Below are 11,730 nucleotides of genomic sequence, written 5' to 3' on the forward strand. Positions count from 1 at the left end.
CGCCAAGGTATTCCCCAAGAGTTTAGCAGCGAACACCCTTCAAACCGAAAACGGGCCACCCGCACGCCCGGAGGCGGCAGGTGGCCCGTTTCATCAGGCTTGGGTATCAGGCCTTGCCGTCGAACAGGCTGGTGACCGAACCGTCGTCGAACACTTCACGGATGGCGCGGGCGATCAGCGGCGCGATCGACAACACCGTCAGCGACGGGAAGCGCTTCTCGGCCGGGATGGGCAGCGTGTTGGTGACAACCACTTCGCGTGCACCGGAATCCGCCAGGCGCTGGGCCGCGGGGTCGGAGAACACGGCGTGCGTGCAAGCGATGATGACATCCTTGGCGCCGGCGTTCTTCAGCACCTGGACAGCACCGGAGATGGTTCCGCCGGTGTCGATCATGTCGTCGATGAGCACGCAGGTGCGCCCCTCGACCTGGCCGACGACGGTCTTGGAGACAGCCTGGTTGGGAACGGTGAGGTCGCGGCTCTTGTGCACGAACGCCAGCGGTGCGCCGCCGAGGCGCTCAGCCCACTGCTCGGCGACACGGACGCGGCCGGTGTCGGGCGAAACAACGGTGATGTTGTCGGCCTCGACCTTGGTGCGGATGTAGTCAGCCAGCAGCGGGATGGCCATCAGGTGGTCAACAGGACCGTCGAAGAAGCCCTGGATCTGCGAGGTGTGCAGGTCAACGGACATGATGCGGTCCGCGCCGGCGGTCTTGTACAGGTCGGCAACGAGGCGGGCGGAAATCGGCTCGCGGCCGCGGCCCTTCTTGTCCTGGCGGGAGTACGGGTAGAACGGGGAAACGACCGTGATCCTCTTGGCAGAGGCGCGCTTGAGGGAGTCGATCATGATCAACTGCTCCATGAGCCAGTTGTTCAAGGGAGCCGGGTGGGCCTGGATGACGAAGGCGTCAGTGCCTCGCACGCTCTCGGCCGAACGGACGTAGATTTCCCCATTGGCGAAGTCGTAGGCGTCGATGGGCAGGAGTTCGGTCTCCAGCTCCTTCGCGATTTCCTGCGCCAGCTCCGGATGCGCCCTTCCGGCGGCGAGAATCAATTTCTTCTCGCCGTGTGCGGTAATTTCGCTCATGCCTAGTTGCCCTCTTCTGTGGTTGCCGGGGATTGGGAGGATGTGGAAGCCTGCGCGGCTTGGGCCAGCTGTGCTGAGGCCGTGCCTGGGCGGTTGGAGATGACCCAGTCTTCGGCATTCCGCTGCGCGGCCAGGCTCAGGGCCAGGGCACCGGCGGGGACGTCCTTGCGGATCACGGCGCCGGCACCGCTGTACGCGCCGTCGCCAACAGTCACCGGGGCGACGAACACGGTGTTCGAACCTGTGCGGACGCCGGAGCCGATGACCGTGCGGTGCTTCTTCTCGCCGTCGTAATTGGCGGTGATGTTGCCGCAGCCGATGTTGGTGTCCTCACCGATCTCGGCGTCGCCGGCGTAGCCCAAGTGCGAAAGCTTGGAACCACGGCCGATCGTCACGTTCTTGGTCTCATAGAACGCGCCAATCTTGCCGGTCTCCCCCAGCACCGTGCCCGGGCGGAGGTACGTGAACGGTCCCACGCTTGCCTTGGCACCAATCGCCGAGCCGGAACCGTGCGTGCGGGTTACCTTCGCGCCTTCGCCGATGGTGACGTCGGTGAGGGTGGTGTCAGGTCCGACGACGGCGTCACGCGCCACTGTGGTGGAACCGTGAAGTTGCGTATTGGGCAGCAGTCGGACGTCTTCGTCCAGGGTGACGGTGGAGTCGATCCAGGTGGTGTTGGGATCCACGACGGTCACGCCGGCCCGCATCCAGGCCTCGACGATCCGGCGGTTGTGCTCAGCGCCCAGCGCCGACAACTGGATGCGGTCGTTGGCACCTTCAACCTGCCAGCGGTCTTCGGTGACGACGGCGGCAACCCGGCCGCCGGCGTCGCGCGCCAGACCGAGGACATCGGTCAGGTACATCTCGCCCTGGGCGTTGTCCGTGGTCACGTTCTTGAGTGCATCCCGAAGGACTGCTGCGTCAAAGGCATAGATGCCGGAGTTGACCTCGCGGATGCTGCGCTCGGACTCGCTCGCGTCTTTATGCTCACGGATGCCGGTGACAGTTCCGTCTTCGGCGCGGAGGATCCGGCCATAGCCGGTGGCATCGTCCAGGACCGCGGTGAGCACCGTCACTGCGTTGCCCTCGGCTTCGTGGGTTGTCACCAGTTCACCGAGCAGTTCGCCTGTGAGGAGGGGAACGTCGCCGTAGGTCACTACAACCGTGCCGGTGAGTTCAGCTTCGGCGTCGAGCGCTGTGAGCGCGACTTCCACCGCGCGGCCGGTGCCGGGAATCTCGTCCTGGTCAACAATGAGCGCCTCGGGATCCAGCGCAGTGACGTGCTCCGCAACCCTGTCCCGCTCGTGGCGGACAACAAGCGCCAGCTTCAGCGGCGAGATGGAACGGGCGGCGAGGAGAGCGTGGCCCACCATGGAGCGCCCGCCGATTTCGTGGAGAATCTTGGGAGTCCGCGACTTCATGCGCGTTCCGGCGCCGGCGGCCAGAACAATGACCGCTGCGGGACCGGTGGTTTCGGGGCTCACGTACTGGCTCTCCTTGCTCGGTATGTCCCGGGTAACCCGGCTTCGGAATGCTGCCATCCCACATTGGACCCAGGCACCGTTCAAGCCGTTCCAGGTGCCGTTCCAGGAACAAAGAGGAGCGCATTTTCCGACCGTTCCGCCCATAGGATTCGAACCTATACTCCACGGCTCCAAAGGCCGGGGTGCTGCCGTTACACCAGAGCGGACCGTGCATGGTTGACACCTCCAGGCGGCAGGGCCCGGGGGCTTCCCGGCTCACCGGGATGCACACACAAGAATCTAGTTTGCCATGACCTTTGCGTGGTTCGCGACTCGGCTGGCCGCCACCCCATCGGTGACGCTCCAATGAACACCACCTTCGCCCTTACCGGCTGGCACCTGGGGCATGATGGTCACGTGAGCAAGCGCACTGAAATCTCCCGGCCAGTGGCCGCCGTCGAGCCCGCTGAGGCCGCCCACAACACTCCGGCAGTGCGCGTTCGGATGACTGGGCAGCAGCGCAAATCCCAGCTCATTGGCATCGGCCGCGCACTCTTCGCAGCCCGTGGGCTGGACGGCACCACCATTGAGGAAATCGCAGCCACGGCCGGCGTGTCCAAGCCGGTCATATACGAACATTTCGGGTCCAAGGAGGGTCTGTACCGCCAAGTCGTGGAGACCGAATTCCGGATACTCCTGGACTCCATCACCGAGTCACTGAGCGCCGACGCCAAGCCCCGCGTCCTGGTGGAGCGTGCCGCACTGGCCCTTCTCGGCTACATCGAAGACCGCACGGACGGATTCCGGATCCTCATGCGGGACGCCCCACCTTCCCAGCCCGAGGGCGCCTTCTCAACCCTGCTCTCGCATGTCACGGCGCGCGTAGAGCACCTGCTGTCGGACGAATTCGCCCGTCGGGGTTTCAGCGCAGCCGACGGTGCCATGTACGCGCAAATGCTCGTGGGCATGGTGGCCATGACTGGCCAATGGTGGCTCGACAGCCGCCAACCCGACAAGCGTGCAGTGGCAGCCCACTTGGTGAACCTTGCCTGGAACGGGCTCACGGGGCTGCAGAAAGAGCCCGAGCTGCGCTCCGAGGGCTGAGCCCCCCCTTTCTCCCCTAGTTCCGTCGCCAACCCGCAATTGCGTCGCTGGGCAACGACGGAGAAGCGGGCCAACAACGTGTCAGCGCAGGAGAAACCGGGCCGTTTTCGTAGGATTTGCCCATGACAGCACCCCAGATCTATGTCCTCTTCCCAGGTACTGCCCGCGAAGCCCTGGGTTTCTACGCGGAAATCTTTGGCGGAGAACTAACCCTTCACTCGTATCAGGACTTCTCACGCACTGACGGGCCCGCGGACGCCATCGCCCATGGGGTCCTGAGCGGAGTTGTTGCCTTGGCCGGCGCTGACGCAGCGGCGGGTGAGGAGAGCGTCCGCATCGAAGGAGCCATGCTTAGCTTGCTCGGAGCGGCCGAGCCTGCGGTCCTGCACGAGTGGTTCGACAAGCTTGCCGACGGCGGCCGGATCGTCGACCCGCTGGCGCAGAAACCGTGGGGCGCATCAGACGGCCAGGTTGTGGACCGTCACGGCCTCCACTGGCTCATAGGCTACGAGGCCGCCGAATAGCACTCGAGACGTGAGCGAGCGTCCCGCCCAAACCGGCGGGACGTGAGCGAGCGTTGGAGCAGCGGCGGGCATCCGGCAGCGTGCGTCAAAGCGACGAAGGAGCAGCACGCAGAGGATGCGCGCCGCTGCGTCCCCACCAGCCCGAACTACTCGCCCAGGATTTCGGCGGCCTCCAACCACTCGAGCTCCAGGCCCTCTTTCTCGTCGAGCAATTCGCGGAGCTTGGCATTGAGATCGCTGAGTGCGTCGAAGTCGCCGGATTCGGACTTCGCAGCCATCTGGGTGTGAAGCTTTTCTTCCTGTTGGGCGATCTTGCCAAGTTGGCGGTCGATCCTGTTGAGGTCCTTGCGGGCTTCGCGCTTTTCGGCTTCGCTGGCACCTGAAGGAGCCCCGGACGAAGAGGAAGTGGAAGCCCCACTGGCAGAAGTCGGCGCGCCGGAGCCGCCGCCCACCGCGCCTGAGGCCAGGGCAGCTTCGCGCAGCTCAAGATACTGGTCTACGCCGCCAGGCAGCCCACGGAGTTTGCCGTCGCCCAGCAACGCCATTTGGTTGTCGGTGACCCGTTCCAGGAGGTAGCGGTCGTGGCTAACGACTACGAGCGTCCCGGGCCAACCGTCCAGGACATCTTCGACGGCGGCAAGGGTGTCGGTGTCGAGGTCGTTGGTGGGTTCGTCGAGCATGAGGACGTTGGGCTCCCCCACCAGCAGGCGCAGGAGCTGCAGGCGCCTGCGCTCACCACCGGAAAGGTCGGAGACCGGGGTCCACTGCTTTTCCTTGGTGAACCCCAGCTGTTCCACGAGCTGTCCCGCGGTGAATTCCTTGCCGCCCACGCTGAAGGACCGCTTCTCGCGCTCAATGACCTCTATGACGCGCAGGTCCGAGACGTCGTCGAGTTCCTTGACGTCCTGCGTGAGCACAGCGGTGACCACGGTCTTTCCGCGCTTCACTTTGCCGGACGTGGGCTGGATTTCGCCGTTGAGCAGTTTCAACAAGGTGGACTTGCCCGCGCCGTTGACGCCCACGAGTCCCAGGCGTTCGCCCGGTGCAAGCCGAAGGGTGATGTTGTCGAAAAGCTTCTGCCCGTCCTCGCCGTCGAGGAAGTCGAGGGACACGTTCTCAAGGTCCAGGACGTCCTTGCCCAAGCGGGCGGTGGCCATCTTGCTGAGCGCCACGGAGTCGCGCGGATCGGGCACGTCTGCGATGAGGTCGTTGGCGGCTTCGATCCGGAACTTGGGCTTTGCCGTTCGGGCCGGGGCACCGCGGCGAAGCCACGCGAGCTCCTTTTTGACCAACTGCTGGCGCTTGTTTTCGACGACGGCGGCCATCCGGTCACGCTCGGCGCGCGCCAAAACGTAGGCGGCGTAACCGCCGTCGAACATGTCCACCATGGCGTCGTGGACTTCCCAGGTGTAGTTGCAGACTTCGTCGAGGAACCAGCGGTCGTGGGTGACCACCAGGAAGGCACCTTGGTTGGCTCGCCAACGCGACTTGAGGTGGCGGGCAAGCCAGGCAACACCCTCGACGTCGAGGTGGTTGGTGGGTTCGTCCAGCATGATGACGTCGTGGTCTTCGATGAGCAGCTTGGCCAACGCGACACGGCGTTTCTGTCCACCGGAGAGGGCGTGGACGTTGGCGTGCCAGTCGACGTCGCCCACCAGTCCGCCCATGACTTCGCGGATTTTGGGGTTGGCGGCCCATTCGTGGTCCGCGCGGTCGCCGACGATCGCAGCGCCCACGGTGAGGTCGCCGTCGAGCACGTCCCCTTGGTCAAGGTAGCCGACGGTAACGTCGCCGCGTTTGGTCACGCGGCCCGAATCGGGCGTTGAGCGCAAGGCGAGCAGGCGCATCAGGGTTGATTTGCCGTCGCCGTTGCGGCCCACCATGCCGATGCGGTCACCGTCCTCCAAACCGAGGGTGACGCCGTCGAGGACAGTGCGGGTCGCGAACGAAACCGTGAGGTTTTCGCCGCCGAGCAGGTGGGCCAATGGGTACTACTTTCTACTGCTGGAATGCGGGTACAAAAAGCCGGAGGGGTACTACAGGAGGGTATCGGAGATGATCCGGGCGCCGGGAACGGGGCCGTGCACCGCGACCGCGGTGTGGCCCCGGTGGGTCAATTCTTCGGCGAGGACAGAGGCGGAGACGGAGTCCCGCGCCAGTAACGCAATGGTGGGGCCGGAGCCGGAGACCATTCCGGCCAACGCCCCGCGTGCTTCGCCGAGGCCGATCGTGTCACGCAGTTGTGGAGCGAGCGTGATGGAAGCCCTTTGGAGGTCGTTGATGAGGACCCGGCTCAGTGTCTCGGGGTCACCGTGGCGAAGGGCTTGGAGAATGGTGGGATCCACGTCCACGGGCTCTGGAATGTCCGCCCCTTCGGAGTCCCGGAGTCCGTCAAGGGTGCAGAACACATCGGGAGTTGATAGCCCGTAATCGGCAAAGACCAGCACCCAGTCCATCTGGGCTTTGGCCAACGCCGGGGAAAGTTTGTCGCCCACGCCAAGGCCGACGGCGGTGCCCCCCAGGAGCGAGAACGGCACGTCTGCGCCCAACTCGGCAGCCAGGTGCGCGAGTTCTTCGCGGGACAGTCCACTGTTCCACAAGGCATCGCACGCGAGCAGCGTCGCTGCGGCATCTGCGGAACCGCCGCCCATGCCTCCCGCAACGGGTACGCGCTTGGTGATTTCCAGGTGGACGCCCGTGGGCTTTTCGGACATTTCCGCCATGATGGCCGCGGCCTTGTAGGCGAGGTTCCGCTCATCCAGCGGAATGTCCACGCCGTCCAGGTCAAGCGTGCTGTCCGGGCTGATGCTGATGGTGATTCCCTCAGCCTCGGTACTGGTAGCCGCTACTTCCTCGTACAGGGAAACGGCGAGGTAGACGCTGGCCACCGAGTGGTAGCCGTCGGCCCGCAGGGGGCCCACGCTCAAGGAGACGTTGACCTTTCCGGGAGCTTTAACCCGCACTGTCCGGGCATGGAAGCGATCCCCCACGAACGGCAGGCTGCTCGGTTTACGGGTGCCCGGCGTCATGCGTCCACGGGGTGGCGGGCTTCGGCGATTTTGACGTAGGCAGAAATATCCAGGACTTCGCCGCGGGCCGTCGGGTCCACACCGGCTGCAACAAGGCAACGCTCCGCTTCAGCCGCGCTGCCGGCCCAACCGGCCAGGGCTGCGCGGAGGGTCTTGCGTCGCTGGGCGAAGGCAGCATCGATGACGGCGAAAACCTGTTCCCGGGTGGCGTGCGTCTGCGGCGGATCATGGCGTGTGAACGCCACAAGCCCTGAGTGGATTTTAGGTGCGGGCCAGAACACGTTCATGCCGATGACCCCTGCTTTGCGCATGTGCCCATACCAGGCGGCCTTCACGGAGGGCACGCCGTAGATCTTGGATCCGGGAGTTGCGGCCAAACGGTCAGCTACCTCGTCCTGCACCATCACCAGCCCGTGCTGCAGGCTCGGGAAATGCTGGAGCAGGTGCAGCACCACTGGTACGGCCACGTTGTAGGGCAGGTTGGCTACCAGTGCCGTGGGCGGCACCGGCAGTTCAGTGACCTTCATGGCGTCCGAGAGCACCAGGTGGAAGTTCTCTTCGGCGTGCGGGCGCCAAGCCCGAACCGTTTCCGGCAGCTTCCCGGCCAGGACCGGGTCTATCTCCACAGCTACTACTGACTTGGCCGCGTCGAGAAGGCCCAAGGTGAGGGAACCCAGGCCCGGGCCGACCTCCAAAACGGTCTCACCGGCGTCGATATTGGCGGCAGCCACGATCCTACGGATCGTGTTGCCGTCAATCACAAAGTTCTGGCCCAGGGTTTTTGTAGGGCGTACACCGATTTCCTCGGCGAGCCGTCGAATGTCTGTGGCGCCCAGCAAAGGCGCGACGGCGGCGGGATCGGAATTCGGTTCAGTCACCTAGGTATCGTATCGCCTGCGCGGACCTAGGCTGCGTGCGCGCAGCCCCAGTCGCTGAGGCCGTTCTTTGCGTAGAGGCGGTTGGCGATCTCGATTTGCTGGGCTTTGGTGGCGAGGCTCGCGTTGGCAGCGTAAGCGCCGCCACCGTTGGCCAACCACGTAGGACCGGAGAACTGAAGGCCGCCGTAGTAGCCGTTACCACTGTTGATGGACCAGTTTCCACCGGATTCGCACTGGGCGATCCTGTCCCACATGGCCTCGTTCGGGGCGCCGGTGGGACCGCTGGACGTGGGTGCTCCTGCGGCGGCCTTGGCCGGGGTGGCGACAGGGCGCGCCTTGGTGCCGACGCTGACCTGCTCGGTGACAGGCTTGGTGGTGACGTCGCTGGAAACGAGGGTACGGGATGCCTCGCGGCCATCAACCATGACCAACTTGAAGTTCTTCGTCAGTGAGCCGGGTACGCCCTTCTGCGTGACCTTCTCTTCGCCCTTGAACAGGTCGGCGGAGTCGGTCTTCACGCTGTCGAAAGGAACTTCTTCGGTGGCCTGGTCGGTCTTGCTGGTATCCACGCGTGAAACCTTGATGACCATGTCCTGGACGATCGGAGCGTTGTCCGGCTGGGACACACGATCGTTTGCTCCGACGATGATCTTGGCGTCCTTGAGGACTGTGGCGACATCGGGCGCCGTCGTCGTGGTGCTGGTGTCCTTGCCGTCAGCGACGAGGCTGATGGTCTTGGGAGTGGAGATCGACACGAAGGAGCCGGTCACCTGGAGTGAGGCTTCCTTGGGCTGGGACACTTCGGCGGAGCTTGCCACTCCGAGTTCGCTCACCAGGCCTGCCACGTCCGGAGCGGTGGTGTTGACGGTCTTCCGGGCACCGTCCAACTCAATGGAGACGGCTTTAGCCAGGTTGACGTTGACCACAGAGCCGTTCTCGACCTTGCTGTCCAATGCAGGGGAAACGCGGTCTGCGTCCTTCAGCTCGACCTTGGCTGCCTTGACCACCTGGTCCACAGTGCCGCCGAAGGTCTGGATGGAGCTCACTTTGCCGTCGACGTTAAGCGTGACTGTCTTGTTGTTGCCCACGAAGGCGACGACACCGACTACCAGCGCGGCAACAACCAGCAGCTGGGCTCCGACTTTGAGGAAGCTGAACTTGCCATCCGTTGTGAAGAACTTGATCACGATTGCCCATTACTCTCAGACCATCCGGGCACGGGGAAAAGCACAGAAGAAATGCCAGCCGCAAAACGGAGGGGCCAGGCTACAAGCCTGGTCCCACTCCTGCTGCCGGCATCTGCGCCGCCAAAATCATTCAACTTGTGGGCACGGAATCAACCCGCCCAGTTGTCCGAAGGCCTTCCCCGACCCCGGCTATTTGTTTAACACAGTAACCGATCTGTTATAAAGCGACCAAGACATCTGCATACCCGGTATCCATTGGAGAGGCCCTAAGCCAGCCCTCAAACAGGCATCAGGCCCATGATCCGTAGGCCCGCAGCGTGTTTTCGGCCAACCGCGAACACAGCTCGGCGAGGTCATTTCCTGTCACTTCTGCCATGGAACGGACTGTGTACGGAACCATGTAGCTCGCGTTCGGCCGTCCTCGATGCGGGTGCGGAGTCAGGAACGGCGAATCCGTTTCCACCAGGATCCTGCTGGGCTCGGCGATTGCCAATGCCTCCCGGAGATTCCCCGCGTTCTTGAAGGTCATGGTCCCAGCGAATGACATGTACCAACCGTTGTCGTTACAGATCCTGGCCAGTTCCGCGTCGCCGGAGAAACAATGGAAGACCACCCTCTCCGGGGCTCCCTCCTCCCCCAGCACCTGCACCACATCATCGTGGGCGTCGCGGTCGTGGATCTGCAGGGTCAGACCCAGCCTTTTTGCTATGTCGATGTGGCGCCGGAACGAATACCGCTGATGGGCCAAACCTTCACCGTGGGTCCGGAAAAAATCCAGCCCGGTCTCGCCTATGGCCCGGATCCGCGGGTGGGAAGCCAATTCCTCGATCTCTGCGAGCGCCGCTTCCAGCTCACCGCGGCCTGCATAGATGGGCGCATCGTTGGGGTGTATGGCCACGGCTCCGAGCAGGCGCGCATCGCTCTCCACGGCCTGGACAGTGAACCGGGACGACTCAAGGTCGCAGCCCACCTGCACGGCGCCCTGCACGCCCACGGCCTCGGCTGCGTCCATGGCGTCCCGCACGGAGACTTCGATGAGGCCGTGCCGGAAGTCCAGGTGGGTGTGGTTGTCCATGACCGGCACGGGCAGGGGTTCGGGCGGCGGCGGATATTCCTTTCGGGCATCCGTGGGTTCGGTTGCATCGGCAGGCGCGCGGTACGGAGCAGGGGCGAGGGAGTTGCACATCTTTCCACCTTAATCGGACCGCGGTCCTCGGAACGGAGAAGATAAATTCCACTTGGCACATAAATTCCGGAAGCACTATGTCAGCGACGGCCAAACTCTGGGTAGTCTGGAACGGAAAGGCGGCCAGCACCAGCGGGTTTGCTGGTGTGTGGCCACGGCTGAAGGGCAATCCATGGAGTCCAAGCGACAAGTCACTGTTGAACCCTCGCCCCTCGATGACCAGGCCTACAGTGAACGTCCCCACGATGGCGCTGCCCTGAACGGGCACAAGCCACAGGTCATGGACGCGGACCGGTTCCACGACGCCAGTGAACGCATCCTGGCCTCCATCGGCCAGGTCATCGACGGGAAAGCGGACGCGGCCAAGCTGGCACTGACTGTCCTGCTCGCCCAAGGACACCTTCTTCTGGAGGACGTGCCGGGCGTAGGAAAGACACTGTTGGCGAAGACATTGGCCAGGACCGTGGACTGTACGGTCTCACGCATCCAGTTCACCCCTGACCTCCTGCCCTCGGACGTCACGGGCGTGTCCATCTATAACCAGTCCTCACGGCAATTCGAGTTCCGGCCGGGTGCCGTTTTCGCGAACATCGTGATCGGCGATGAAATCAACCGCGCCTCCGCCAAGACCCAGTCAGCCCTCCTGGAGTGCATGGAGGAGCACCAGGTGACAGTGGACGGCCGCTCCTACCAGCTGGGTCTTCCCTTCATGGTGGTGGCGACGCAGAACCCCATCGAAATGGAAGGCACCTACCCCCTGCCTGAGGCCCAACGCGACCGGTTCATGGCCCGGATCTCCATGGGTTATCCGGACAAGGACGCCGAAATCGAGATGCTTGAGACGCACCAGGCATCCTCGCCGTTGGTCAACGTGACCCCTGTGGTGACGGCCAACGATGTTGCTGCCATGATTGCTGCGGTCCAGCAGGTGTATGTGTCCACGGCCATCAAGGAATACACGGTTGCCATCGGCCGGGCTACCCGCGACAGCGCCCGCCTCCGCCTGGGTGCAAGCCCCCGCTCCCTGTTGCAGCTGTTGCGTGCCGCCAAGGCCACAGCGGCGCTCGATGGACGTGACTTCGTCCTCCCCGACGACGTGGTGGACGTGGCCGAGTCGGTGCTGGCACACCGGATCATTCTGGACCGCAAGGCAACGAGTTCCGGCGACACACCGCAAAGCATCCTCCGGGGCATCCTCGCTTCCCTGCCGGTGGCACAGGAAACGCCCGGCCAAGGCCGCAGGGACCGGCACACCGCTTAGGAGGCGGGCAT

10 protein-coding genes and 1 tRNA gene are annotated in these 11,730 nt (G+C 64.1%); 3 read left to right on the top strand and 8 right to left on the bottom strand.

The features are described 5' to 3' along the window. Positions 1-106: 106 nt before the first annotated feature. The 3 genes from ABHM97_RS03790 to ABHM97_RS03800 form a co-directional block, all read right to left on the bottom strand. Complete coding sequence (locus ABHM97_RS03790; protein ID WP_011774071.1) at positions 107-1,087, bottom strand: ribose-phosphate diphosphokinase; 981 nt, start codon at positions 1,085-1,087, stop codon at positions 107-109. A gap of 2 nt (positions 1,088-1,089) precedes the next feature. After that, positions 1,090-2,571 carry a bifunctional UDP-N-acetylglucosamine diphosphorylase/glucosamine-1-phosphate N-acetyltransferase GlmU gene (gene glmU, locus ABHM97_RS03795; protein WP_284986144.1) on the bottom strand — a complete coding sequence of 494 codons (1,482 nt, stop codon included), beginning with the start codon at positions 2,569-2,571 and terminating at the stop codon, positions 1,090-1,092. A 134-nt stretch (positions 2,572-2,705) separates the two neighbouring features. Then, positions 2,706-2,777: transfer RNA gene (locus ABHM97_RS03800), tRNA-Gln, on the bottom strand. A 277-nt stretch (positions 2,778-3,054) separates the two neighbouring features. Between ABHM97_RS03800 and ABHM97_RS03805 the strand changes: the two genes are divergently transcribed. Together ABHM97_RS03805 and ABHM97_RS03810 are read left to right on the top strand one after the other, a co-directional pair. After that, positions 3,055-3,654, top strand: a complete 600-nt coding sequence (locus ABHM97_RS03805) for a TetR/AcrR family transcriptional regulator (protein ID WP_235519747.1) — start codon at positions 3,055-3,057, stop codon at positions 3,652-3,654. A gap of 122 nt (positions 3,655-3,776) precedes the next feature. After that, the gene (locus ABHM97_RS03810) at positions 3,777-4,178 is read left to right on the top strand and encodes a VOC family protein (RefSeq protein ID WP_349469657.1); all 402 of its coding nucleotides are present in this window, start codon (positions 3,777-3,779) and stop codon (positions 4,176-4,178) included. A 146-nt stretch (positions 4,179-4,324) separates the two neighbouring features. On the opposite strand, the gene ABHM97_RS03815 is transcribed toward ABHM97_RS03810, so the two are convergent. From ABHM97_RS03815 to ABHM97_RS03835, 5 genes are all read right to left on the bottom strand, one after another. Beyond that, positions 4,325-6,163, bottom strand: a complete 1,839-nt coding sequence (locus tag ABHM97_RS03815; protein WP_257368626.1) for an ABC-F family ATP-binding cassette domain-containing protein — start codon at positions 6,161-6,163, stop codon at positions 4,325-4,327. 51 nt (positions 6,164-6,214) lie between these two features. Continuing rightward, positions 6,215-7,207: a 4-(cytidine 5'-diphospho)-2-C-methyl-D-erythritol kinase gene (locus ABHM97_RS03820; protein ID WP_349469658.1), complete on the bottom strand. Its 993-nt coding sequence runs from the start codon at positions 7,205-7,207 to the stop codon at positions 6,215-6,217. Further along, positions 7,204-8,085, bottom strand: a complete 882-nt coding sequence (rsmA, locus tag ABHM97_RS03825) for a 16S rRNA (adenine(1518)-N(6)/adenine(1519)-N(6))-dimethyltransferase RsmA (RefSeq protein WP_235519382.1) — start codon at positions 8,083-8,085, stop codon at positions 7,204-7,206. Before rsmA ends, ABHM97_RS03820 begins: the two co-directional genes overlap by 4 nt. A 26-nt stretch (positions 8,086-8,111) precedes the next feature. After that, on the bottom strand, positions 8,112-9,272 hold the full coding sequence (locus ABHM97_RS03830) for a resuscitation-promoting factor (protein ID WP_349469659.1): 1,161 nt from the start codon (positions 9,270-9,272) through the stop codon (positions 8,112-8,114). Positions 9,273-9,561: 289 nt separating this feature from the next. Continuing rightward, complete coding sequence (locus tag ABHM97_RS03835; protein ID WP_349469660.1) at positions 9,562-10,458, bottom strand: TatD family hydrolase; 897 nt, start codon at positions 10,456-10,458, stop codon at positions 9,562-9,564. A 172-nt stretch (positions 10,459-10,630) separates the two neighbouring features. Between ABHM97_RS03835 and ABHM97_RS03840 the strand changes: the two genes are divergently transcribed. Then, entirely contained in the window at positions 10,631-11,719 is a 1,089-nt protein-coding gene (locus tag ABHM97_RS03840) for an AAA family ATPase (RefSeq protein ID WP_349469661.1), read from the top strand. Positions 11,720-11,730 lie beyond the last annotated feature (11 nt).

This window comes from Paenarthrobacter sp. CAP02 (genome assembly GCF_040137855.1).
In the GTDB taxonomy this organism is placed as follows: Bacteria; Actinomycetota; Actinomycetes; order Actinomycetales; family Micrococcaceae; genus Arthrobacter.

Excerpts from the sequence above, each read along its gene's own strand:
- ABHM97_RS03790 (WP_011774071.1), bottom strand. The coding sequence starts at position 1,087 with ATGAGCGAAATTACCGCACACGGCGAGAAGAAATTGATTCTCGCCGCC.
- ABHM97_RS03810 (WP_349469657.1), top strand. The coding sequence starts at position 3,777 with ATGACAGCACCCCAGATCTATGTCCTCTTCCCAGGTACTGCCCGCGAA.
- ABHM97_RS03835 (WP_349469660.1), bottom strand. The coding sequence starts at position 10,458 with ATGTGCAACTCCCTCGCCCCTGCTCCGTACCGCGCGCCTGCCGATGCA.
- ABHM97_RS03820 (WP_349469658.1), bottom strand. The coding sequence starts at position 7,207 with ATGACGCCGGGCACCCGTAAACCGAGCAGCCTGCCGTTCGTGGGGGAT.
- ABHM97_RS03805 (WP_235519747.1), top strand. The coding sequence starts at position 3,055 with ATGACTGGGCAGCAGCGCAAATCCCAGCTCATTGGCATCGGCCGCGCA.
- ABHM97_RS03840 (WP_349469661.1), top strand. The coding sequence starts at position 10,631 with ATGGAGTCCAAGCGACAAGTCACTGTTGAACCCTCGCCCCTCGATGAC.